The 22,237-nt window shown below is 43.1% G+C and carries 26 protein-coding genes; 21 read left to right on the plus strand and 5 right to left on the minus strand.

What is annotated here, in order from left to right; all coding sequences use genetic code 11:
- Positions 1-102 precede the first annotated feature (102 nt).
- Entirely contained in the window at positions 103-1,260 is a 1,158-nt protein-coding gene (locus MFMK1_RS04660; RefSeq protein WP_366923985.1) for a DEAD/DEAH box helicase, read from the plus strand.
- Here the strand turns inward: MFMK1_RS04660 and MFMK1_RS04665 are convergent, their stop codons facing one another.
- Positions 1,261-1,377 (minus strand): DUF421 domain-containing protein, encoded by a 117-nt coding sequence (locus MFMK1_RS04665; RefSeq protein WP_366923986.1) that lies wholly within the window; start codon positions 1,375-1,377, stop codon positions 1,261-1,263.
- A gap of 112 nt (positions 1,378-1,489) precedes the next feature.
- Between MFMK1_RS04665 and MFMK1_RS04670 the strand changes: the two genes are divergently transcribed.
- Positions 1,490-1,840, plus strand: coding sequence for an HIT family protein (locus MFMK1_RS04670; protein WP_366923987.1), 351 nt, complete (start codon positions 1,490-1,492; stop codon positions 1,838-1,840).
- A 628-nt stretch (positions 1,841-2,468) separates the two neighbouring features.
- Here MFMK1_RS04670 and MFMK1_RS04675 read toward each other — a convergent pair.
- A complete protein-coding gene (locus MFMK1_RS04675; protein ID WP_428846297.1) occupies positions 2,469-3,902 on the minus strand; it encodes a transposase in 1,434 nt (477 codons plus the stop codon).
- Positions 3,903-4,062: 160 nt separating this feature from the next.
- On the opposite strand from MFMK1_RS04675, the gene MFMK1_RS04680 reads away from it, so the two are divergent.
- The 5 genes from MFMK1_RS04680 (at position 4,063) to MFMK1_RS04700 (ending at position 8,051) form a co-directional block, all read left to right on the plus strand.
- Positions 4,063-4,416, plus strand: coding sequence for a hypothetical protein (locus tag MFMK1_RS04680; RefSeq protein WP_366923988.1), 354 nt, complete (start codon positions 4,063-4,065; stop codon positions 4,414-4,416).
- Positions 4,386-4,670 carry an iron-containing alcohol dehydrogenase gene (locus tag MFMK1_RS04685; RefSeq protein ID WP_366923989.1) on the plus strand — a complete coding sequence of 95 codons (285 nt, stop codon included), beginning with the start codon at positions 4,386-4,388 and terminating at the stop codon, positions 4,668-4,670. The genes MFMK1_RS04680 and MFMK1_RS04685 overlap by 31 nt, the downstream gene beginning before the upstream one ends.
- 218 nt (positions 4,671-4,888) lie before the next feature.
- The gene (locus tag MFMK1_RS04690; protein ID WP_366923990.1) at positions 4,889-5,740 is read left to right on the plus strand and encodes an AAA family ATPase; all 852 of its coding nucleotides are present in this window, start codon (positions 4,889-4,891) and stop codon (positions 5,738-5,740) included.
- Between the two features lie 9 nt (positions 5,741-5,749).
- Positions 5,750-6,988, plus strand: a complete 1,239-nt coding sequence (locus MFMK1_RS04695) for a vWA domain-containing protein (RefSeq protein ID WP_366924877.1) — start codon at positions 5,750-5,752, stop codon at positions 6,986-6,988.
- 46 nt (positions 6,989-7,034) lie between these two features.
- Positions 7,035-8,051, plus strand: a complete 1,017-nt coding sequence (locus MFMK1_RS04700; RefSeq protein ID WP_366923991.1) for an aldo/keto reductase — start codon at positions 7,035-7,037, stop codon at positions 8,049-8,051.
- A 19-nt stretch (positions 8,052-8,070) separates the two neighbouring features.
- Here MFMK1_RS04700 and MFMK1_RS04705 read toward each other — a convergent pair whose 3' ends face one another.
- Positions 8,071-8,586 (minus strand): DUF3231 family protein, encoded by a 516-nt coding sequence (locus tag MFMK1_RS04705; RefSeq protein WP_366923992.1) that lies wholly within the window; start codon positions 8,584-8,586, stop codon positions 8,071-8,073.
- A 141-nt stretch (positions 8,587-8,727) separates the two neighbouring features.
- On the opposite strand from MFMK1_RS04705, the gene MFMK1_RS04710 reads away from it, so the two are divergent.
- From MFMK1_RS04710 to MFMK1_RS04740, 7 genes are all read left to right on the plus strand, one after another.
- A complete protein-coding gene (locus tag MFMK1_RS04710; RefSeq protein ID WP_366923993.1) occupies positions 8,728-10,260 on the plus strand; it encodes a spore germination protein in 1,533 nt (510 codons plus the stop codon).
- Positions 10,253-11,413: a Ger(x)C family spore germination protein gene (locus MFMK1_RS04715; RefSeq protein ID WP_366923994.1), complete on the plus strand. Its 1,161-nt coding sequence runs from the start codon at positions 10,253-10,255 to the stop codon at positions 11,411-11,413. Before MFMK1_RS04710 ends, MFMK1_RS04715 begins: the two co-directional genes overlap by 8 nt.
- Before the next feature lie 4 nt (positions 11,414-11,417).
- A complete protein-coding gene (locus tag MFMK1_RS04720; RefSeq protein WP_366923995.1) occupies positions 11,418-11,657 on the plus strand; it encodes a hypothetical protein in 240 nt (79 codons plus the stop codon).
- The gene (locus tag MFMK1_RS04725) at positions 11,641-12,720 is read left to right on the plus strand and encodes a GerAB/ArcD/ProY family transporter (RefSeq protein ID WP_366923996.1); all 1,080 of its coding nucleotides are present in this window, start codon (positions 11,641-11,643) and stop codon (positions 12,718-12,720) included. Before MFMK1_RS04720 ends, MFMK1_RS04725 begins: the two co-directional genes overlap by 17 nt.
- Positions 12,721-12,809: 89 nt before the next feature.
- On the plus strand, positions 12,810-12,956 hold the full coding sequence (locus MFMK1_RS04730) for a hypothetical protein (protein WP_366923997.1): 147 nt from the start codon (positions 12,810-12,812) through the stop codon (positions 12,954-12,956).
- A gap of 147 nt (positions 12,957-13,103) precedes the next feature.
- The gene (locus MFMK1_RS04735; RefSeq protein ID WP_366924878.1) at positions 13,104-13,229 is read left to right on the plus strand and encodes a DUF1540 domain-containing protein; all 126 of its coding nucleotides are present in this window, start codon (positions 13,104-13,106) and stop codon (positions 13,227-13,229) included.
- A 15-nt stretch (positions 13,230-13,244) separates the two neighbouring features.
- On the plus strand, positions 13,245-13,400 hold the full coding sequence (locus MFMK1_RS04740) for a DUF1540 domain-containing protein (RefSeq protein ID WP_366923998.1): 156 nt from the start codon (positions 13,245-13,247) through the stop codon (positions 13,398-13,400).
- 137 nt (positions 13,401-13,537) lie between these two features.
- Here the strand turns inward: MFMK1_RS04740 and MFMK1_RS04745 are convergent, their stop codons facing one another.
- Complete coding sequence (locus MFMK1_RS04745) at positions 13,538-14,083, minus strand: hypothetical protein (protein WP_366923999.1); 546 nt, start codon at positions 14,081-14,083, stop codon at positions 13,538-13,540.
- A 177-nt stretch (positions 14,084-14,260) separates the two neighbouring features.
- Between MFMK1_RS04745 and MFMK1_RS04750 the strand changes: the two genes are divergently transcribed.
- The 6 genes from MFMK1_RS04750 (at position 14,261) to MFMK1_RS04775 (ending at position 20,664) form a co-directional block, all read left to right on the plus strand.
- On the plus strand, positions 14,261-14,938 hold the full coding sequence (locus tag MFMK1_RS04750) for a GNAT family N-acetyltransferase (protein ID WP_366924000.1): 678 nt from the start codon (positions 14,261-14,263) through the stop codon (positions 14,936-14,938).
- Between the two features lie 249 nt (positions 14,939-15,187).
- Positions 15,188-16,780 (plus strand): DcuS/MalK family sensor histidine kinase, encoded by a 1,593-nt coding sequence (gene dcuS / locus MFMK1_RS04755; RefSeq protein ID WP_366924001.1) that lies wholly within the window; start codon positions 15,188-15,190, stop codon positions 16,778-16,780.
- Between the two features lie 16 nt (positions 16,781-16,796).
- Positions 16,797-17,468, plus strand: coding sequence for a response regulator (locus MFMK1_RS04760; RefSeq protein WP_366924002.1), 672 nt, complete (start codon positions 16,797-16,799; stop codon positions 17,466-17,468).
- Between the two features lie 18 nt (positions 17,469-17,486).
- Positions 17,487-18,497, plus strand: a complete 1,011-nt coding sequence (locus tag MFMK1_RS04765; protein ID WP_366924003.1) for a TRAP transporter substrate-binding protein — start codon at positions 17,487-17,489, stop codon at positions 18,495-18,497.
- A 12-nt stretch (positions 18,498-18,509) separates the two neighbouring features.
- Positions 18,510-19,622, plus strand: coding sequence for a tRNA epoxyqueuosine(34) reductase QueG (queG, locus tag MFMK1_RS04770; protein WP_366924004.1), 1,113 nt, complete (start codon positions 18,510-18,512; stop codon positions 19,620-19,622).
- A 31-nt stretch (positions 19,623-19,653) separates the two neighbouring features.
- The gene (locus MFMK1_RS04775) at positions 19,654-20,664 is read left to right on the plus strand and encodes a lytic transglycosylase domain-containing protein (protein ID WP_366924005.1); all 1,011 of its coding nucleotides are present in this window, start codon (positions 19,654-19,656) and stop codon (positions 20,662-20,664) included.
- 21 nt (positions 20,665-20,685) lie between these two features.
- Here the strand turns inward: MFMK1_RS04775 and MFMK1_RS04780 are convergent, their stop codons facing one another.
- Positions 20,686-20,844, minus strand: coding sequence for a hypothetical protein (locus MFMK1_RS04780; RefSeq protein WP_366924006.1), 159 nt, complete (start codon positions 20,842-20,844; stop codon positions 20,686-20,688).
- A gap of 130 nt (positions 20,845-20,974) precedes the next feature.
- Here MFMK1_RS04780 and MFMK1_RS04785 point away from each other — a divergent pair, with 130 nt between their 5' ends.
- Positions 20,975-22,213: a substrate-binding domain-containing protein gene (locus tag MFMK1_RS04785; protein WP_366924007.1), complete on the plus strand. Its 1,239-nt coding sequence runs from the start codon at positions 20,975-20,977 to the stop codon at positions 22,211-22,213.
- The last annotated feature ends 24 nt before the right edge of the window (positions 22,214-22,237 follow it).

Genomic DNA, 22,237 nt, shown 5'->3' on the forward strand with positions numbered 1-22,237 from the left:
TAGAAGGGTTTTGGGTAATAATATCCACAAGTCTTCGATTTAACAGGAGATAACTTAAAATTTAGACGTTTTAAATCTGGTTAAAAGGTGCTGATTGAATATATGGAAAAGCTATTTGGACAATTAGGATTAAATGAAGCTATCATACAAGGTTTAATTAAAGATGATATTAATAACCCGACAAAAATCCAAGAAGAGGTTATCCCCAAGGCACTGCTAAAAAGTGATATTATAGCTGAATCTGAAACAGGGAGCGGAAAGACCTTAGCGTACGTGCTTCCGTTATTTGAGAAACTAGACCGATCAACAAAAGATACCCAGGCAATAATCCTACTGCCTACCCATGAACTAGCAATTCAAGTACATAGAGAAATAGAGAAACTCGCCCGCAATTCTCAGATGCCGATAAGATCTGCGGCGGTAGTTGGAAATGTAAGTATAAAAAGGCAAACAGAAACTATCAAAAAGGACAAACCTCATATTGTAGTAAGCTCTCCAGGAAGAGTACTGAAGCTTATTCAGATGAAGGTGATTAAAGCGCATACGGTTAAAACCATCATTATTGATGAAGCTGATAGACTCTTAGATAAAAGTAATCTAGCGGAAATCAAAGCTGTTATCAAGACTACATTAAAAGAACGACAACTGATGTTATTCTCTGCAACTATTACTAACAAGACTTTAGAAATAGCTAAAGAGATGGTCAAGGAGGATTATCAACTAATAAAGGTTGACCAAAAAACTGTTATTAATGAAAACATTACGCATATGTTTTTCAGTTGTACGGGAAGGGAAAAAATTAATACTCTCAGGAAACTAATGCACATATTAAAACCCCAAAAAGCTATTGCTTTCATTAACATCGCATATGAGATAGAAAATGCGCTAGAAAGTCTTAAGTATCATGGATTAAGAGTAGAAGCAATTTATGGCAAAATCGGTAAAGAAGAGCGCAAAAAAGCCCTGCAAAATTTCCAAACAGGAAAAGTCAATCTTTTGATAGCATCTGACTTAGCAGCAAGGGGACTTGATATAAAAGATGTAGATTATATATTTAGCATTGATATTCCAGACGATGCAGAAAATTATCTACACAGAGCAGGTAGAACGGCAAGAGCAGGAAAAGAAGGGGTATCAATCTCAATCATTACTGATCGCGAAAAACCACTGATGGAAAACTATCAGAAGAAATTAAAAATAAAAATAGAAGCCAAGGATATGGAAAAAGGGAAAATAATTGATGTGAATGATAAACACTGATTAAATATGAGTATGCTTACTCTTCAAATTTTCACCGATTAGATTGCCATCCTCAATTACGATTACAGGGTAAACCTCATAATCAGTATTTACTTTTATGTCCTTGGGGGTCAACATGCGGTTTTGAGACTTCGGCAGTATGTTTATTTTCCCATTTGGTTCCAGAGTAATAAAAAAAACTCAATTACTGGAAGACTATAGATGAAAATTAGGACGGGAGCGATATCGAATGGTTGTTGGAAACTGTATTTTTTGTGAAATACGAAGTGATCAAAAATTATTTGAAAATGATTATGCTTTTGCCATTGCGGATAAATATCCCATTACCCGGGGACATACTTTAGTCATACCCAAAAGACACTTTGTTGATTTCTTTGAAATAAGGAAAGAAGAGCGGGACGCTATTATGGACCTATTAATACAGAGAAAAAAGCAACTGCTGGAAGGAGATAGTTACATCGAGGGTTTTAACGTTGGTGTGAATATAGGAAAAGCTGCCGCGCAGGCTGTTTTTCATTGCCACATTCACCTAATCCCGCGCAGAATTGAAGAGACGCCTAATTGGAATGGGAGAAGTTAAAAGTGAGAACAAATAATCAAGCTATGGGGCGCAATTAAAGGTAAGTGGGCGGTTGTCGCTTAGTTTGTTAGGAAAAGCAAAGGTTGAGGCGATTGTCATGCTGCAAGTCTCGGAAATGTAGGTCTATAAGAATTTTATACAAACTTTAAGGCGGCCGGCATGGTATTGCCTTATTTTTTTTGTTTGGTAGAGGGATTAGTTAGAGGGTGGGATGATATACTTACACGCGCAAATTTCTACACTCACAGTTAATTTATGTCAGTTCAGCCTAAAAATATTGTAATATTCTGGGTAAAGCTTTTCAGAAGGACGATGGTGTTTGGAGGGACTTCAGAAAGTCAAAAAGTTTATTGCGCTGAAACTGGCTTTAACAGGTTTCTGGTGGTAGTTAATGAAGGAATGTTGTTTTTGACATACTTAAGGCCTATCCCAAATATAATTTTAAAGTGCGGACCTAAATAAATTTAAAATAATTAGGTAATTGCGAAATTCAAAATTTAACGTAGGCAGCTAATCAGAAAGTTTAATAAAGAGGACAGAAAATTTTAAGCAGAGGTTGGACAGAAAAAATTCGGCACAAATAACCGCAAGTATTTTGCGGGTTGAAAGAGCAAGTATAAAGGATTTGCTAAGCCAAAAGAGGTTTAAGGCTTCTGATGAGTTCGTGTTTATGGAGTTTGTCTGCAAGAATAACGGTAAGCAGTTGAGTAATTCCTGCAAGGAGTAAGTCAGCCTTAATGGTTAAAGCATTTGTAGTTTTTCTGTTGGCGACGCCAAAATTGGATTTAAAGTGTTGAATGGTTTGCTCAATAACGCAACGATTTTTGTAGATATCAATCCATTCAGGGGTGTCTCTAATAATGCCAGGATAAAGTCTTAAGTCTTTTTCAGGATAGGTATAAAACATTCTACCAGAAGGAGAGTCGGAGCAAGGATGTTCACATAAAGTAATGCGTTTAGAACCTTTCCACTTCATTTTTGGGCAAACCCATTTATCTCTAACAACGCCACTCCTTAAGGGCGCTTTACCTTCATATTTCATGGGTAAAGAAGAATCTAACGGACACAGAGGTTGTCCAGATTCGTTGAACCCGGGTTCAGGGAGGTTCTTAGAACCTCGTTCGTTCAGAGGAATGACTGTTTTTAAAAAGTGACAATCCTTCAATAAAAAGTTATAGGAATCGTTTGTATCAAAAGCAGCATCGCCAATAAACGTGCTGGGTTTAAAATGAGTATGTGTTTTAAAAAAGTCGCGCAGAACAGGTTTAAGTGCTTTAGAATCGGATAAGGATTTATCTTCATCAGGGGAATCAGACTTTTTCTCTATTGGGATTTCAGGGTGTGCATTTATAAAGTCTTCATCAAAAAAGGAAATATTTCTGACTATACCAAGGCCATTTGTGAGCATACCAAATTTATAGACATAGCAAAAATGGCCATTGATGTAAAGCTGTTTGACATTTGGATTTGATGATGCGCAGGAAGGCATAATGCCGTATGCCATTTTGTATGGGTCAACAGAAGAGTTGCCTTTGTATTGAGACTTAAGCTGCTTGATTAAGCGATTGATAAACTTAGGATTATTCTCAGTAACGTAAGCTTCAACGCCAGAGGTATCAAAGACGAGATATGAAGCAAGTTCTGAGTTAATTTGCTCACAAATAGGTTCAGTTTGATCAACAAGGTTATCAAAAAGTGTTTGAAGATGTTTAGAAAAATCTTGCTTAAATCGTGTAAATTTTGATGCATCAGGTACTTTAGAAAAACCACAGAATTCACGGATTTCCTTGGAAAAATTCAAAAAAATAATCAGAAGCGCATCTGTAGGAATAGAAAAGATTCTCTGAATGATGAGTGCATAAAGAAAAGACTCAAGCTTAAATTTTCGTTTGCGACCAAAGTGCTTGTAAAAAGCCTGATAGAAACTCAGCGAAATATACTCTGAAAGTTGAATATGCTCTTCAAGAAGCGCTAGAAACCGAGGTTTATCCTTATCAACGAAATCAAGACAACCGTCATAAATATCAGATAGGGATAATTGTTTAAATTTCACAGAATAGATCTCCTTTCTTGTTGAATGTAGATATTGCCTGTTAACTATATTTTACACAAGACAAGTGAGGAGTTCTATATAACTAAGCAAGAAAAAAGATAGAATTTGCAAGGGTTGCGGCGTTTTGCAAACGCCTAAAATTTAAAATAATAAAAGTGAGGTGGAATTTATGTCTAATGAAAGACCGGCTTGGCTAATTGACGATGGGATGATGCAGAACTTATTTCGAGCAGCCGGGGCTACCAGTTATCGCGGAACACAGACCACATATATAGCCCCTAGGATACTTATGGAAACGGATGCACTCATTGTATTTCGTGGACTAGTGCCGGCGATAGTTCCAAGAAAGAAGGCACTTATTATTACTGATAAGGTGATAAGAAATCTGGCTGAAAAGGTGGCAGCCGTCTTAAGTGCAGCGGAAATGGAAGTGAAAATCTGGGATGAGGTTATTCCAAAGCCACCGGTGGAAAGTGTCTTAGTCGGAGCGGAGTGGCCCGGGAGTTTGAACCCGGTATTTTGATTGCTGTGGGCGGCGGTTCAGTGATTGCTGCAGCTAAGTGTATCTGGATAGGCTATGAACGGCCCGACCTCGATATTCGTATGGTCAATCCTCTCGAACCTTTGGGTCTAAGAAAGAAGGCGTTTTTTGCGGCGGTACTCACCACTTCGGGCACGGGTTCTGAAGCCACGGGGGCGGCGGTTATCACCGATGGACAAAAAATGTCAGTAGTTCATCCTGAGCTGGTTCCGTCCGCGGAAACTTTAGGTGTCTGACGCTGAGGGGATTGAAAAGCTGTTGGGAGAGATGTCGGAAAACCAAGGGGCAGGTAAACTCTTGGCTCTGGAAATAATGTATAAGGGGTTATCCTTTGCTAAAGGATAGCCCCTTTAGTATGCCGATTTAAACAGGAAAAGATAGCTAGACTATAGAATTATGCAATAGAATACATAAAAACAATCGTTATGTAAGGCTTAAGGAGGGGAATTAAATTATGAAACAAGTACATAGTTATCAGGGAACCGGCGATTATATTGCGTCGCCGGAGCTGCTTGATACGGTCGGTGTTGCCCATAAGCTGGGCAGACCACTTTTGATTAAAGGGGAACCGGGTACCGGCAAGACTATGCTGGCCCAAAGTGTCGCTGAAGGGTTAGGTAAAGAATTGATTGTCTGGAACATAAAATCCACCACTAAGGCCCAGGAAGGACTTTATGTTTACGATACGGTGCAGCGGCTTTATGACAGCCAGTTTGGTGAGAAAGACGTAGGGGACATTAAACAGTACGTCAAACTGGGAAAATTGGGAGAGGCATTTAACGCTGATGAACAAGTGGTGCTCTTAATTGATGAAATTGATAAGGCGGATTTGGAATTTCCTAATGACCTCTTATGGGAACTTGACCAGATGAGTTTTTATATCCCGGAAACCAGGGAAACAGTTAAGGCCCGGCAGAGACCTATTGTTATCATCACCAGCAACGCGGAAAAGGAGCTGCCTGACGCATTCTTGCGTCGCTGTGTCTTTCATTACATTGAATTTCCTTCACCGGAAATGATGGAAGAGATAGTAAGGGTGCATTATCCGGATATTGAAAAAAGGCTGCTGGACCAGGCATTAAAAGCATTTTACTGGCTGCGGGATATGTCCCGGCTGCAAAAGAAAGCCAGTACCAGTGAATTTTTGGACTGGGTGCAGGCATTGAGTCTGGGTGGGATTGCACCGGATGTAATTGCCGACCAACTGCCTTTTTTAGGGATACTGGTCAAGAAAAACGATGACTACAAAATGGTTTTGGATAAGCTGCATAGCCGAGGTTCTAGGCAGGGGGTGAGGGGCTGGTAGCCCCGTTTGATGTTTACTCGTTTCTTTTTTGATTTACGGCGCGAAGGTATTCCTGTCACTCTTACCGAGTGGTACACATTAATGGAAGCCCTGGCCCTGGGTTTGGCCGGCAGCAGTTTAACGAATTTTTATAGCTTGGCAAGGTCTATTCTGGTCAAAAATGAAGCATATTTTGATAAATATGACCAAGTCTTTATCAGCTATTTTGAAGGAATAGAAAGTATGGAGGAAATAGCTGAAGAAGTACTTAAATGGCTGGATAATCCGTTTCCCCCTCTGGAATTAACCGAAGAGGAAAAGGACACATTGGCTCGACAGCTTAAATCTTATGATTTGGAAGAATTAAAAAGACAGTTCCAGGAACGTATGAAAGAACAAGAGGAGGAGCATCACGGCGGCAATCATTGGGTGGGAACCGGCGGGACATCGCCCTTCGGTCATTCCGGCTATCACCCTGCAGGTGTTAGAGTGGGCGGTCAGGCACGAAATCGCTCGGCAGTTAAGATAGCAGCAGAAAGACGCTTCCGGGAATATAGAACCGATGTTGCTTTGGGGGTAAGACAATTTCAGGCAGCCCTTAAGGAATTAAGGCTGCTAAGTAGTAGAAACCAGGGACCTAAAGACCAGCTTAACTTGGAGGAAACCATTGAAGCTACCGCCGATAATGCCGGGTATCTCAGATTAATTTTCGAAAGAGAGCGTAAGAATAAGATAAAGGTGCTGCTGTTGATGGATGTAGGCGGTTCCATGTACTATCATGCTCAGGTCTGCAATCAACTGTTTACCGCGGTTAACCGGATGACTCATTTTAGTGATTTACAAGTATATTACTTCCACAATACCATTTATCAAAATGTTTATCGCACTCCTGCCTGCAGTGACGAGGAAAGCGTAAGCACGGCGTATCTTCTTAAGACTTTTTTGTCAGAATACCGGCTGTTTATTGTCGGTGATGCTTGTATGGCGCCCAGTGAATTGAGCATGCCCGGCGGTGTGATTTGGTGGGGTGAATATAACAAAGAGGCCAGTATCATCTGGCTTCAAAGATTGAAGAAGCACTTTACCTACAGTGTCTGGCTTAATCCCGTGGCTTCTAAGGCTTGGGATACGGTTCACGGCAGTTATACTTTGAATATGGTCAGGAGCATCTTTCCGATGTTTGAATTGACTGTTCAGGGTTTGAGCCAGGCGTCAAAAGCACTGATGCAGGTGAAAGCCCCCACCGCTCGAAAACCTGGCGTGGTATAATAAAATTAATCTGCTGAATTAATTACGTTAAAGGGAGGTTCAATTTATGAAATATAGGGTGTTGGGAAAAACAGAGCTTAAAGTTTCAGCGATAGGTTTTGGCGGTATTGCCATTCAGCGGGTAGACAGCAATCAAGCAGCTGAAATAGTAAATGCCGCGCTGGATAAGGGTATTAACTTTTTCGATACGGCCCGCGGGTATACAGACAGCGAGGTAAAATTGGGTAAAGCGCTGAAAACAAGGCGAAGCGAAGCAATAATTGCTACTAAGTCCATGAATCGTACCAAAGCAGGAATGGCTAAGGATATCAGGATCAGTCTTGATAATATGGGTACCGATTACATAGATTTGTATCAACTGCACAATGTAAAGGACTATCAAACACTGAAGCAGGTCCTGGCACCGGATGGAGCGCTGGAGGCTTTAATAGAAGCCAAGGAAGCGGGCTTGGTAAGGCACATTGGCATTACCGGCCATATCAAGGATGTGCTTAAGGAAGCTTTGGCCAATAAACAGTTGGAGACAGTGCAGTTTCCCTTTAACCCGGTGGAAACTGAAGGGGCTAAGGAACTGCTGGAATTAGCTGAAAAAGCCAGGATGGGTGTAATTATAATGAAACCGCTGGCTGGGGGCGCATTCTCACAGGCTGAATCATCCCTGAAGTTTATCCTGTCTCACCAGGTAAGTACAGTGATACCGGGGATGGATTCCGTTGAGCAGGTCAATATTAATGCCGCAGTGGCAAGTGGAGATATCACTTTGGCGGCCCGGGAGAAGACGCTGCTGGATGAAGAAGTGGGCCGGTTGGGGAATACTTTTTGCCGACGCTGCGAATATTGCCAGCCTTGCCCCGAAGGTGTCAATATACCGGCTATGTTCTTACTGGAAGGATATTATGATAGATATAACCTGCAGCAGTGGGCCAGAGAACGCTACTGGGCCATGGATGTAAAGGCAGAGGCATGCCAAGACTGCGGCGAATGCGAAGAACGCTGTCCATATGATTTGCCCATCCGGGAAATGCTTAGCCGGGTTGGAGAAAAATTAGATAAACAGCAATAAGACAGGCCTTGGCCCTGTCTTAGTTTTTGTACATTGGCGGCACCTCTAACCACCCTTTTGTTTTTCCATATTTACATAATTTATCAAAAAAGAATAACTCCTTTTTCAAAAACCCGGCAAAAAGGGATCTTAGATTATCGTTGATGATCATGGAACGGGTAGTTCTAGCTAAATAATCAATGTATTCTTGGCAGCCGCTAAAAATCTGACGAAAGATGAATTCATCATCAACTTCGACCTCTTTTTTATTAAGATTCTTGAAAGCTTTTGGGTTTCTCTTGGGTAGTGGTAATTTATACTTTTCCATTTCCTTTTCCACTTTGGCAGCTTGTTCCGTCAATATTTCAGAGATACCGGTCCTTAGCATGACGATAAATTCCGGATCTTTGGCAATATTTAAGTAGATGTTGGTTTCTTCAAGGCATTTATATCTTCCCACCAGAAAGTCCCACAAGTAGCCCGCCTCTTGAATACTTAAAGAGGGTGGTTGGGCTTCCCCGGCATTGCCAATGTGTATATTACCCAGTTGAACCATATTTAGTCTCCTCCAAAAAGTAAGATTACGTTATTATATCCACTATCTTTTCTTTAATACAGCAAGAGAAAATAAGAACATTGTAATAATAGCCGCCATCTGAGGAACTATATCAAAAAAGACTTAAAGGATGGCCTGACGATGAAACGTACTTTGAAGAAGTTAAAAGGTAATAAACCCGGCAAAATTGCAAAGCCATCAACCGTCAACAGCCCGGATGATATGTCGCTGGATTATCGGCGAAAATTTCTGGAAGAAAAACTCGGTAACAGCGATGATTTGGTTTTCCGTAATATAAAGGTTGCTGAAGCAAAGATATGTATTGTGTACATAGCTAATTTGGTAGATCAACAAAAGTTAAATAAATTTCTTTTATCGCCAATCACAGCGCTAAGCTCGGTTACCATCGATTCATTAGCCAGCACAATCCCCGCACCCATGCTAGAAATTGAGACGAATATAAATGTGACAGTAGGAGGTATTAACGGCGGCAGCTCTCTGCTTCTTCTTGACGGTGCACCGGAGATGCTGGTAGTCGGCACCGCGGCCGAGGACTATCGGGCAATTGCAGAGCCCACTGACGAGCTGGTGGTTAGGGGGCCTCATGAGGGTCTTATAGAGTCTTTGGACAAAAATATCGCCATGGTGCGGCGGAAAGTTCGGACCGACAGCTTTCGCATGGTTGACTTGACATTGGGGGATTATACTGGTACCCGGGTCGGTGTCTGCTATATTAAAGGAGTGGCGAAGGACGATGTTGTTGATGAAGTGCTGAAAAGATTGGACCAGGTGGACCTGGACGGGATATTGGAAAGCGGCTATTTGGAGGAGTTTATCGAGGATGCCCCCTTTTCTCCCTTTCCCACGGTGGGATTTACCCAAAAACCAGACGTTGTGGCGGGAAAAATGCTGGAAGGCAGAGTGGCCGTTTTTTGCGACGGGACACCGGTGGTATTAACAGTACCCTTTATATTTTTGGAAGTATTTCAAACGGCTGATGATTACTACCAGCGGCCTATTTTCCCGAGTATAATTCGTGTGGTAAGGTTATTGGCAGCATTTATTGCGGTGCTGCTTCCTGCCACTTATGTAGCAATCGTTAATTTTCATCCCGATTTTTTACCAACAAAATTGTTATTAACAATTGCTGCATCTTCAGAGGGTGTACCCTTTCCAAAAGTGGTGGAAGTCCTTTTGATGGGGCTAATATTTGAAATTCTGAGGGAATCAGGATTGAGAATCCCCACTCCTATGGGTCAGACCATCAGTATCGTAGGGGCATTGGTGCTCGGCGATGCGGCGGTTCGCGCGGGCCTAGTGGGGCCACCGGTAATTATCGTCACGGCGCTGACAGCCATATCAAGTTTTGTGATACATATATCGATGAGCGGGCCAATGGTGCTATTTCGTTTGGTTTTTATCTTTAGCGCTGCATTTATGGGCCTTTTGGGGGTAAGTTTTGCCTTTTTAGGAGTAGTCATTCACTTATGTTCGCTGCGCTCATTTGGTGTTAACTATTTATCGCCCATTGCACCTTTGGAAACCACGGCACTCAAAGATACAATAGTGCGCATCCCCTGGTGGATGATGCTTACCAGGCCAAGACAGATCAGCAGAAAAGAAAAAAGGCGGGATAAGGGCAAACGGCCCCGTCAGGTGAGCATGGATGATTAAACATGGAAAATTAATGTTAGTTGTTATTTTAGTAATGATGCTATCCTTCGTAAACGCCGGCTGCTGGGACAATAAAGAGCTATCCGAAAGAACAATCGTACTGGGAGCCGGCTTTGATGTTCTATTAGGCGGGGAAAGGGGCGCGCTGGTTACCGTTGAGTTTCCAAAATTCGTAACTGGTGGTTCTGAAGCGGGTAAGATTGAACCAAAGGTATCTTCTGAAAGCGGTCCCAGCCTATTTCAGGCGATCAGGCACTTTACCCTGCATCTGGGAAAAAAACTTTTTTGGGGTAACGTAGCGGTACTTATTGTCGGTGAGGATTTTGCCCGTGAGGGTCTTTTTGCGCTGGTAGACTTTTATGTCAGAGACCAGGAACTACGCCTTTCGCCATATTTATTAGTGGCCAAAGGCAGCAGAGCTACGGAAGTAATTAATGGTCTAAAAGGTGAAACTTCTACACTGGGCAGTCAACAAATTCTTGCCACCATGGAGGGGCAGGCAGCTACCGGCGAAATTAGAGCTAGAAAAGTCAAAGACTTTTTGCAGCAGTTAAATACTGAAGGGATTCAACCAAGTTTGGCGGTTATTGAACGGGAGGGCGGCAGTAAAAGTTATACCGTCAAGGGGACTGCGGTTTTTAAGCAGGACCAACTAGTGGGCTGGCTTAACACTAAGGAAACCAGGGGCTTAAATTGGCTAAGCGGTGACATCAAAGGGGGCCTGCTTAATGTAGATTATGAAGGGAAAAAGGAGGCTCTAACCCTGGAAATATTCAGGGCGTCTGTAACAAAGAAGGCAGAGTTAAGTATGGATGAGGAAATAATTTATCAGCCGGAGATTTCCGTTGTGGTAAATATCGCTGAATTAAACCAACCAGTAGATATCAGTGCTCCCGGCTACTTGGATAAGGTTAAAAAAGCAGCAGCGGTGGAAATCGAAAAGGAAGCGCAGCTGGCCTTTAAAATGCTGCAGCAATTAAAATCCGATGCCATTGGTGTAGGGCATTTCTTTTATCAGAATAATACCCAGCATTGGCAGGAAGTTAAAGGAACCTGGGATGATGAGGTGTTTCCCCGGATTAAACTGCAGCCGAAGATAGAAGTAACCGTGAAACGCAGTAATTTGATTCTAAAACGGGTACAGGTCAGGTGATGTAATGAAGTTACTTTGGGTTATGCTGGTTGGGGGGATGTATACCGGTATATTTGTCTATCAGGGACTGCCGTTATTGAGGAATAAACAAATTAAAGATGGACTGGTGTTTTCAGGTTTGTTGTCTATGGGCTTTGCCTTAACTGTATTACAGATATTGGGGGTGAAAATTCCCAGTCCCGCTGACTACATTGAGGCGTTTATTAAATTCTTATTGGGGTGGTTTAATGGGGCAGGAAGTTAATTTTAATCAGGTTATCTATCTAATATTTGGCTTCATTACCGGCAGCTCGGTGCTGCTTCTACCGGGCTTGGAAGCAGAAAACGCGGCTTGGATAGCTGTAGCTCTGGGTACTTTAATCGGGATGCTGTTGATTGCATTTTACCTTAAGCTTTCCAGTATCAATGAAGGAGCGGATATAATCGGTGTTTCCATCATGCGGTTAGGGCCGGTGTTGGGCAGGGCGGTTGCCTTAGGGTATGTATGGTATTTTCTCCATTTAGGTTCTTTAATTGTCCGCGATGTAACCGAATTTTCTACAACCGTTTCTTTTCCCCAAACGCCACAGGTGGCTATTGCAATTATACTCTTATTACTAATGGTCTCCCTGGTGAGAAATGGGGTGGAAGCGATGGCCAAGTTTACCCAAGTGGTTGTCCCTGTCCTGTTGATTTTCGTATTCCTACTGGTGACGCTCTTATTGAACAAAGTTAATCTTAGTAATCTAAAGCCCTGGTTCCCCGTAGATTTGAAGATGTTTGCTAAAGCAGTATTTTCCACCGTCAGCTTTCCTTTTGCGGAAGCTGTGGTTTTAACGGTTCTTTTTCCTTTTACTCAGATTAATAAAAAATCAATGGTCCTTGCGGTAGGAACTGTAGCTTTTAGCGGACTAATACTGGTGCTGGCAAACACTATTACCATCTCGACCTTGGGAGCATTTGCTTTCAATGCTACTTTCCCTGCTTTTGAGGCAGCAAGAAATATTGAAGCCCTTAACTTCGTTGAACGGGTAGAGGTTATGTCCAGTATTACTTTTTTGATTGGTGCCATGATTAAACTATCTGTATGCCTATTTGGTGCCAGTGTGGGGTTGGCCCAGATATTCAAATTGTCAAGCTATCAGAGTATGGTAATTCCTGCGGCTGTTTTGATAGGTAACATGTCTATTTTAATGTATGAAAATCTTTATCAGCTGATAACTTGGTCGATAGATATTTATCCATATTATGCACTGCCATTTGAAATACTGATTCCGGGGCTTTTGTTCGTTATCAGCTTGATGGGGAAAAAAGCTAAACCAGCTTAATTTTGTATATATTTTAGCAGGAAAAAAAGTTTTGTGTTAGAATATTATAAGAGTGTAGTAACGGCAAAAAGTCCTGGGAGGCGATTTGGGTGAAAGGTTGGAAACTATGGGTAGTAGTTGCTCTTTGGATAGTATTAGGTCTTGTTGGCACATTTATTAATAATTATCATGTGGGAAGCAGTCACGGTGAACCGGAAGCGGGGCACGGTGGAGTAGCAGTGGAAGAATCTCATTAAACCACAAACGGCCGCCTTTATTGGCGGCCGTTTTTTGCTTCAATTATGGTGCCTCAAACTGAGTATTATTACTAAAATTGGTTACACTAATTGAGAACTTCATTAAGGAAAGGGTGAAGGATTTTGCGTCAAGAAATTGACTGCACTGTGACGCGCTGCAAGTACCAAGGAAATGATGTCTGTACCCTCGACAGTATTGAAATTAGTCCTTGTCCGCATAACCGGACCGGGGAGATAAACGAAACAGATTGTGCCAGCTTTAATCCTGAATAATAGGAGGTGTCACTGATGGACCGGATCAGGTGCTCAGTAACCAGCTGCTTTTACCAGAAAAGGGATCAATGCAGCTTGGAGAAGATAAGCGTGGTGGAGTGTGAGACCGGAAACCCATTGGAAACAGATTGCGCCAGTTATAAAAGTAAAAATGCGTATGTAACCGATTAGCAGAGATTTAGCACCCTGGGTCGATTATCAACTTAGGGTGTTTTTATTTTATGTATAGGAAATTATGGGTTGTGGATAATTTCCTATACATGGGGGTTGTTAAGGGGGCATGCCAAAACTCTACAGCAACAAAGTTGCTAAGAGTTTTGCAACAGCGAAGCGGAGTAGAGTATTTTTAACGATAGGTTGTCTTCTAACCGCAGTTTTGAATCCCAGATTACCAAATCCTTAATACGATAATCCTTCATCAGCAGCTGCCAGGATAAGTAAAGATTTGCTAGGTACTGACTGTTAAGGGCGTCGGGACTGAGTGGGCAGACATAAGGCAGTTCTATGGTTTCTCTCACCAATATGAGCTTGTCATCCTTTAAGTGTGGCGCTGCGGGAAAGGTGCGGCATTGCATTGGGCGAAGGTGCCGAGTGCAGTTGCCCCGGCAGTGGGCAAACACTACCGGACCATTCCAACTGGGAGGGAAATCATAATCCTCGGCTTCTTGATATTGAAATTGAAGCCAAGGTTGGGTGTTTAGTATTATCTCTTCTCCGGGAAGCAGGTAGATGCCCATCTCTTGGTCCGTACCCTGACAGCAAGCCCTATCGCAAAGAGTGCCGCAGTCAAAACCGGTAAAGGCGGTATCGTTGGTAAGTGAATAGATGTACCTAATTTCTTTGTTAGACAACACAATATTACCCCCTGTTGGTCTTGATTATTATTATAGCGTAACCTTAAGTAAAAAGCAGGCAAGTACCAATAGACAGACAATTTCTAATATTAGAACTTATTTGTGAAATGTTGCACAAATGAAAGAGCGGAGTTATAATAGAGATAGGAAAAAATAACTTTTTTGGTGGTGGTTGCCATGCTGGCAAGGCAACTTGAATACCCTGACAGCTTAATAAATGTCCATCATTGTCTCACGTCAAAGATATTGCATACTGATGCGGGTATTATTTTGGTGGAAGGGCCGGTGGCTCCTGATGCGTTCGAAAAAATGCATTTACACCCTGGTTTAAAAAGCTTCCGCGAAGCTGACAAACAGCACCGAGCATTAGTGGGGATTGCTGCCTTAAAAGAAGGAAGAATATTTCTAGCAAGGATTGATGACATGATAGTTGGCTATGTTACCTTTCATCCGCCGGATGAATTTGAACGGTGGGGAAAGGGTTTTATGCCCTGTCTAATAGAATTAGGCGGGATAGAGGTTGCCCCTAAGTGGCGCGGGTATGGACTGAGCAGCACTTTGCTAGACATTGCTTTTAGCGGCAGTTGGGTGGAAGACAATACAATTTTTGCTACAGAATATTACTGGCATTGGGACTTAAAAGGGACCGGATTAAGTGTCTGGCAGTACCGAGATATGATGGGGAAGTTATTTAACAAGGTGGGACTAGAAGGGTGCAGTACTGACGACCCGGACATCTGCAGTCATGCAGCCAATATGCTTATGGTACGAAGGGGTAAGAGGGTTTCCCATAAATTATACCAGCAATTCCAGCGGATTTGCGTGCAGGGCATTGGTATGGAATGGTTGGTATAAAAAAGAGAGAAAGAATGGAGTCGGTGAATAGTGAATAGCCGGCTCTTTTTTTTGTACCAGGCTTCCCTTGACCAGTCGAAACAACTAGCTTATTATAACAATTGTATTATTTCTGAAAACTTAAATAAGGTTCCGGCTTGGCAGTCGTATCAAGGGAGATATGTTTATGGCTAAAAGAGACAAAAGGAATGACTGCCCTAGTGTAGAATTTAAAAGCAGGACAAGCTTTCAAGAAGGGGGAGAAAGCAGTTGGCTCGTAGAAGGCGTGAAATTTCTATACGCACTCAGATTACCTGGCTGTCTTCCGGATTGGTACTGCTCTCTATCATTATTGGTGGTATTTTCCTGGTAGAGAATTTCTCTTCTCAACTAGAAAAGGAGCTTGGTTCTAAAGCATTATCCATTGCCCGGACCCTTGCTCAATTAGAGGAAATTCAAGAAGCGGTGGGAAAACCCGGCGGTTGGGAGGTAATTCAACCGCTGGCAGAAAAGACCCGATTAGCTACTAATGTTGAGTATATTGTGGTACTTGATATGGATAAAATTCGCTACTCCCATCCGCTCCAGGATCGCATTGGTACCAAATTCAGCGGTGGGGATGAGGATCCGGCTTTTGCGGAGCACGAATATACATCTCCTGCCGAAGGGGTGTTGGGGCCTTCTATCAGGGCATTTGTACCCATTATGGCTAACGAAGGAACCAAACAAGTGGGTGTGATAGTAGTAGGTATTTTAACCCCGACTGTTTCCAAATTGGTGCATGGAATGAGATTTCAGCTATATTTATCTTTACTTGCGGGGCTCGTGGTAGGGGTAATTGGTTCTATGGTACTGGCAAGAAATATTAAAAGAGCTATGTTTAACATGGAGCCCGGGGAAATTGCTCGGCTGCTGGAAGAACGGGTGGCTGTATTCCAATCTATCGGTGAAGGCATAATAGCCATTGACCGCAATAATAAAATCACAATTATTAACGATGAAGCCCGGCGAATTGTCGGTATTTATGAGGATGTGGTGGGCAAAGATGTCGGTGTAGTGATTCCCAACACACGCCTGCCTGAAGTTTCTGAAACCGGTGCGGCGGAATATCAGCAGGAAATGATTATCAATAAGATTAATATTTTGGCCAATCGCATTCCCATTAAGGTGAAGACGGGTATTGTGGGCGCTGTGGCTACTTTTCAGGATAAGACTGAAGTGCGCGAAATGGCGGAGGAACTTACCGGTGTAAAAAAGTTTATCGAAGCACTGCGGGTGCAAAATCACGAGCACCTAAATAAGCTGCACACTATTGCTGGATTAATTCAATTGAAAAAATACCAGCAGGTACTTGATTATGTGTTTGCAGTTACTGAAGAACAACAGGAAATTACTGGGTTTATCACCAAAAATTTCACTGATTACAGTATTGCGGGTTTATTATTAGGTAAATATAATCGAGCTAAGGAGCTAAAAATCGAGCTTGATATTGATAAAACAAGCAAACTAACTACCCTGCCTAGGGGATTGGACAGCGGGGCCATGGTGGTGATTTTGGGTAACCTGCTGGAAAATGCTATGGATGCGGTGGAAGGCCTGGAAAAAAGCAGGCGCACCATCAAGTTGCATATATCGGAAGACCACCCGGGTGTTAAAATTCGGGTGAAGGACCAAGGACGGGGTATTGCGCCGGAAGATAAGGGAAATATTTTTACTACCGGTTTTTCTACCAAGGGTACTAAAAGAGGATATGGCTTGGCTTTGGTTAAAAAATATGTTGATGCGGTGGATGGCAGCATTAAATTAGAGGCTCAGTTGGATTTTGGTACCCAAGTTGAAATATTCCTGCCTTGGCACGGGTAGAAAAGGGGGGAGAGTTATGGTCAGGACAGTGATAGTGGAAGATGACCCGATGGTGATGGAGGTAAACCGTCAATACATTGAGAATGTCGATGGTTTTCAGATTGTGGGTACTGCGGAAACAGGTGCCGAGGCCATAGAAATAGTGAAAAAGATCAAACCTCAGTTGGTGATATTGGACATTTTTCTGCCAGACAAGGATGGGCTTGAGACATTGCGGGAAATTCGTCAGTCTAATCTACCCACTGATGTTATTTTGGTTACTGCAGTCAGAGATGCGGAGACTATCCGGCAGGTATTTCGTCTCGGTGCAGTGGACTATATTGTCAAACCATTTAAATTTGAACGGATTAAAAGTGCGTTGGAGGCTTATAAGGCACTGTTAAATAAATTAAACAAAAAAGAGTCTCTCAGCCAGGAAGATATTGACCAAATAACCACATTAAAAACTCAGGAATTATCGGAGGAGCTGCCCAAGGGGTTGACTGAGGTAACTATGAAGCAGGTAATACTCTATTTGTTTAAGCAAAATGAAAGCCTTTCTGCCGAAGAAGTAGCAGAAGGTATTGGCCTTGCTAGGGTGACCGCCAGGCGTTATCTGGATTATCTTGAAAAGACCGGTAAGGTAAAATTGGAGGTCCAATACGGCTCCGTCGGTCGGCCGATTAACAGATATCGTAACAATGCATAGAGCAGTGGAGGGAATTTTATGTCTAGGAAATTGATTTGGTTGGTATTACTGCTAAGTATGTTCGTAATAAGCGGATGCACTGAGCGTGCCAAGGACTTAGAGCAGGTGAGTGCTAACAAGCGCATAGTCATCCGTTTTTCTCATGTGGTGGCGGAGTCGACCCCTAAGGGCTTGGCAGCAAAGCGTTTTGCGTATCTGGTACATCAGCGTACCGGAGGCAGGGTGGAAGTGCAGGTTTATCCTAATTCTACCTTGTATAAGGACGGGGAAGAGTTTAAAGCGCTGACCGAGAATAATGTTCAGATGATTGCCCCGGCAACGGCAAAGCTTACGGATATTTTTCCCCAGTGGCAGATATTCGACCTGCCCTTTCTCTTTGAAAACTATGCCGAGGTACACAATGCGATGGATGGAGAGGTAGGTCAGAAGCTATTCGATGTGCTGGAAGAAAAAAACGTCAAAGGCTTAGCCATGTGGGATAATGGTTTTAAACAAATGAGCGCAAATCAGCCGCTGCATACTGTGGAAGATTTTCGGGGGCTTTCATTCAGGATAATGCCTAGTAAAATGTTGGCGCGTCAGTTTCAACGGTTAGGGGCTAATGTAAAGGAATTACCATTTAGTGAAGTATATCGTGCACTGCAGTGGGGAGAGGTGAACGGTGCAGAAAACCCCCTGTCTAACTTCTATACAAAAAAGTTTCATCAAGTGCAGTCGGATGTGACTATTAGTAATCATGGATATTTGGGGTATGCTGTAATGACCAATAAGACATTCTGGAATTCTCTTCCTGAAGATATTCGTAAAATAATAAAGGATACACTGGAAGAGGTAACGATGTGGGAGAGGAAAGAAGCACAGCGACAGAATCAACAGTTCCTTACCAGACTGGAAAACACCAAAGATATTACCATCCATCATCTCACTCAACAAGAAAAATTGCAGTGGAAAGCTGCATTATACCCATTGCGGCAGGAATTCACCCCGGAAATAGGTGAAGAGCTGCTTGAAAGTATTATCCGAGAGTAAAGGTGATTAAGGATGCAATTTCTACATGACTTTGCGCAAAGAGAGGGAGTAGTGCTTGGCTGGTGTAAGCCTGAGGTTGATAGTGACGCTGCTGCATTCTTGGCAGAGCGCCAAGAGCTGGGTTTAGCGGCACCATTTGTCCGTTGGTCTCCTACGGAAAGAACGCAGCCGGGATTGCTGCTGGATGGAGTTAGGACCGTTATATCTTTAGCTTATCCTTACGAAATATCCCATAATAATCCGGATACGGAAGCGCGGGGAACGATTGCACGCTTTAGCCGGGGGCGGGACTATCATTTGGTTGTTAGGCAAAAACTGGAACGTCTGGCGGAAATATGCCAAGCGCGGTTTAATACCGCTAACATTGCATGCAACATTGATACCGGTCCATTAATTGATCGGTATTGGGCCGCCAAGACGGGCTTGGGGGGCTATGGCAAAAATACCGCCATTATTACTGAGGAATATGGTTCGTGGGTAACCTTGGGCGAACTCCTATTGGATGTGGGACTATCGGAGGTGCAGCAGCACGATCCCTTTATGGCGGGTACTTGCCAAGGATGTAACCGCTGTATCAGTGCTTGTCCAACCGGCGCCATTGAAGCGCCGTATCGGGTCAACCCGTACAAGTGTTTATCCTTTCTCACCCAGCAAAAAGGAATATTCCCCAGGCATTATCGCGACAAGCTGGGAAACAGAGTATATGGGTGTGACCGCTGTCAGGAAGTCTGCCCTTACAATGTAGAGCTGCTCCGTGAGGGTATCAAGAAAAAACCACGCATTTCCGATGACGATGTAGAGAAAGTATACCCGCGCTTGGATTTCCTGCTAGGCTTAACTAATAAAAAATTTAAATACTTCTTTGCTGGTACGGCCTTAGGTTGGCGTGGTAAGGCAGTTATTCAGCGTAATGCATTAATCGCTTTTGGTAACTTGGGCTATCTGACTGAGGCAGTGTTCCAAGCCGCAGAATGTGAAAATCCTAATTTACGTACGCATGCTTATTGGGCGATATCAAAGGCTGGCGGAAGCAAAAACATAGACTATCTCATTAAGAGATTGAAATTGGAAACTGATCCGGAGGCATTAGGGGAATTACACTATTGCCTCAGCAGGTATGTATGAAATATAGAACGGGGTAGCTGGAGGAACTTGCATGAAGATATTGCGCCGCTTTGGTAAAACGATGTATCGTACCTTTTACAGACTGATGATGACCGGCTTGGTAATGCTGCTCATCTTTCTCGTGATTGTGCAGGTGTTGGGTCAGATCGATTTTCAACACTACGAAGAAGGATTTATTCAATACCTGATAGATAAGGATGTCAAGGAGTTTAAAAATACGGATTTTGAAAAACAATGGGTTCAAGAAATGCAGAACATGCTGGGACAAGCGCCGCCAAAAATTTCTATAGACATAGCGCGCACTAAGCAATATAAGACGGAGCAATGGCAATTATTTAAGCAGGGAATTGATGACACAGTGCTACTGATGCTGGACGTATTGGGTTTGGGCGGTAAGAAGGTGGGCAAAGAAGAAAGTGTTGATCGGGCAAAGGTCGACCTAGATTTGGCTCAGGATGACCGAAAAATTAGTAAGTCATGGCGGGGTATTGCGGTGGATAACTTGTGGGATGCGGCCGTAGCCCTATATCGTACCGTATCGGTAAATGTGGTGCTGGTAGATGACAAACCGGTGACCATCGTCAAAAAGACTGTAATACCTTTTGACCGGACTGATAATATTTTACGCTGGGCACCGCAGATACAGGCTGCGGCACAGAAATATGACATTGACCCGGCTATTATTGCGGGGGTTATGGAGCAGGAATCCGGTGGCAATCCCAAGGCCATTAGTCATGCCGGCGCCGTTGGCCTGATGCAGTTGATGCCTGGCACTGCGAAATATCTGGGTGTTGATCCGTATGACCCTCAGGCAAATATTGAGGGTGGCGCGCGGTATCTCTCTATGCAGTTAAAAGAATTTGGCAATTTGAAGCAGGCGTTGGCGGCTTATAATGCTGGGCCTGGCAATGTATATAATTCACGCTATCTTTATATTTCCGAAACACAAAACTACCTACGCAGAGTGCCTTCCTTGATAGATAAATACCAGAAAAAATTTATAGGAGTACGGGTTACTGCACAATCTCAGGATAAATTATAAACTCGGGGCGGTGCCCCGAGTTTAATACAACTGCAGTTGTTTTTTCGCGGATAGCATTTTGCGTTTGATGTCCGCGATTTTTTTATTGTGCTGACCATTTCTGTTAGTCTTTTCTAACAAGCTAAGGTAGCTGTTTCCTTGTTTCATAAAAAGTTTCAAATCCATCTTAGTTTTAGCCATAATACACTCACCTCTATAAGATTTTATAGCTATTATTACCTTAATTTGCCAATCATAAACTCTTCAAAAGTGTTTTTGATTGATTAATTTTAAATCCGTTGTCACAAACTATGATTGTAGAGGTGATAGTATGCGTTATTACAAATATATATTTATGTTTGTTATAGTGATCAGTTTAATATTATCGGCGGCATGCAGCAAACCCCAAAAAAAGCCGGCCCCACAAGAGCAACAAATGATAGGCGTCAGTTTACCTGACCTAAATAGTGCTCGGGATAAAGCCATCAAGAAAGCAATGGAAGATAACAAAGGTAAACAGGTAAAACTGATGTTTCAGGATGCAAAAAACGATGCTGCCCAACAGGAACTGCAGGTACAGCAGCTTTTAGACAAGAAAGTCAAAGTATTGGTAATAGAATTTCTTGAACCTTCCCAAGCGATGCGGCTGGTGGAACAGGCGAAGGGTAAAGGAATAAAGATTCTGGCTTTAAATAACCTGCCGCCCAATGTACCGCTGGACGGTTTTATCGGGGCGGATTTTGCCAGGGTAGGAAAACTACAAGGTCAATTTATCCTTAATCAAGACCAACCATTAAAACAGCCGGAGGTACTGGCCCTAGTGGCACAGAAAAAGCCTGCCGGTCCAATGGGTTTGGCGGGTCTGGAAGAAAGTTTATCAGGACAGTTAAACATAACGAAGGGCGAAATAGCGACTGATAATCCTACAATAGCTAAAACCGAGCTGATGCGCTTGATGTCAGCTAATTCTCCGGGAGCGATTACCACATCATCCCCAGATTTGACCAAGACCTTATTGGAAAGTGCCATTGACCCTACGCTAGTAACAGTGGGTGCGGGTATTACTAAAGAAAGTGCCCAGGCGTTGTTAATGGGTGTGCATGATGCGGATGTCGATTTGATGCCGGATCTAGTAGGTACCTATGCGGTAAAGGCAGCAGAGGATTTGGCAAAGAATGGCTTCTGGCAGTCAGACACGGTGGTTAATGATGGTAATTACGACATTTCGGCGACATTGGTGCCGGTAAGATTGATTACAAAAGACAATCTTTTCTTAGTCCGTGAACGGTTGGGTAAACTGGAAGCTAAGCCCACAGAACAGGGCGGACAGGGGCAGCAGTCACAAAGCAGTGGACAGCAGGGTCAAGGACAGCAAAGCCAGGGCCAAGGCCAGGGTCAAGGTCAGAAGCAAGGCGGCGGGACCAAACTGATAATTGAAACAGCAGATGGGAAAAAGATGGAGCTGCAGATAGATGGTGAAATTAAGTCGGTGCAGATGGAAAAAGGCGGTAAGCAACAGGGGGGCGGCGGTCAGCAAGGTGGGGGGCAACAAAGCGGCGGACAACAATAATAAATGAAAAGAGGCCTGTTCCTG

The organism is Metallumcola ferriviriculae, from assembly GCF_035573695.1.
GTDB classification, from domain to species: domain Bacteria; phylum Bacillota; class JADQBR01; order JADQBR01; family JADQBR01; genus Metallumcola; species Metallumcola ferriviriculae.

Excerpts from the sequence above, each read along its gene's own strand:
- MFMK1_RS04660 (WP_366923985.1), top strand. The coding sequence starts at position 103 with ATGGAAAAGCTATTTGGACAATTAGGATTAAATGAAGCTATCATACAA.
- MFMK1_RS04665 (WP_366923986.1), bottom strand. The coding sequence starts at position 1,377 with ATGTTGACCCCCAAGGACATAAAAGTAAATACTGATTATGAGGTTTAC.
- MFMK1_RS04670 (WP_366923987.1), top strand. The coding sequence starts at position 1,490 with ATGGTTGTTGGAAACTGTATTTTTTGTGAAATACGAAGTGATCAAAAA.
- MFMK1_RS04680 (WP_366923988.1), top strand. The coding sequence starts at position 4,063 with ATGTCTAATGAAAGACCGGCTTGGCTAATTGACGATGGGATGATGCAG.
- MFMK1_RS04690 (WP_366923990.1), top strand. The coding sequence starts at position 4,889 with ATGAAACAAGTACATAGTTATCAGGGAACCGGCGATTATATTGCGTCG.
- MFMK1_RS04695 (WP_366924877.1), top strand. The coding sequence starts at position 5,750 with ATGTTTACTCGTTTCTTTTTTGATTTACGGCGCGAAGGTATTCCTGTC.
- MFMK1_RS04700 (WP_366923991.1), top strand. The coding sequence starts at position 7,035 with ATGAAATATAGGGTGTTGGGAAAAACAGAGCTTAAAGTTTCAGCGATA.
- MFMK1_RS04705 (WP_366923992.1), bottom strand. The coding sequence starts at position 8,586 with ATGGTTCAACTGGGTAATATACACATTGGCAATGCCGGGGAAGCCCAA.
- MFMK1_RS04710 (WP_366923993.1), top strand. The coding sequence starts at position 8,728 with ATGAAACGTACTTTGAAGAAGTTAAAAGGTAATAAACCCGGCAAAATT.
- MFMK1_RS04715 (WP_366923994.1), top strand. The coding sequence starts at position 10,253 with ATGATTAAACATGGAAAATTAATGTTAGTTGTTATTTTAGTAATGATG.
- MFMK1_RS04720 (WP_366923995.1), top strand. The coding sequence starts at position 11,418 with ATGAAGTTACTTTGGGTTATGCTGGTTGGGGGGATGTATACCGGTATA.
- MFMK1_RS04725 (WP_366923996.1), top strand. The coding sequence starts at position 11,641 with ATGGGGCAGGAAGTTAATTTTAATCAGGTTATCTATCTAATATTTGGC.
- MFMK1_RS04740 (WP_366923998.1), top strand. The coding sequence starts at position 13,245 with ATGGACCGGATCAGGTGCTCAGTAACCAGCTGCTTTTACCAGAAAAGG.
- MFMK1_RS04750 (WP_366924000.1), top strand. The coding sequence starts at position 14,261 with ATGCTGGCAAGGCAACTTGAATACCCTGACAGCTTAATAAATGTCCAT.
- MFMK1_RS04760 (WP_366924002.1), top strand. The coding sequence starts at position 16,797 with ATGGTCAGGACAGTGATAGTGGAAGATGACCCGATGGTGATGGAGGTA.
- MFMK1_RS04765 (WP_366924003.1), top strand. The coding sequence starts at position 17,487 with ATGTCTAGGAAATTGATTTGGTTGGTATTACTGCTAAGTATGTTCGTA.
- queG (WP_366924004.1), top strand. The coding sequence starts at position 18,510 with ATGCAATTTCTACATGACTTTGCGCAAAGAGAGGGAGTAGTGCTTGGC.
- MFMK1_RS04775 (WP_366924005.1), top strand. The coding sequence starts at position 19,654 with ATGAAGATATTGCGCCGCTTTGGTAAAACGATGTATCGTACCTTTTAC.
- MFMK1_RS04780 (WP_366924006.1), bottom strand. The coding sequence starts at position 20,844 with ATGGCTAAAACTAAGATGGATTTGAAACTTTTTATGAAACAAGGAAAC.
- MFMK1_RS04785 (WP_366924007.1), top strand. The coding sequence starts at position 20,975 with ATGCGTTATTACAAATATATATTTATGTTTGTTATAGTGATCAGTTTA.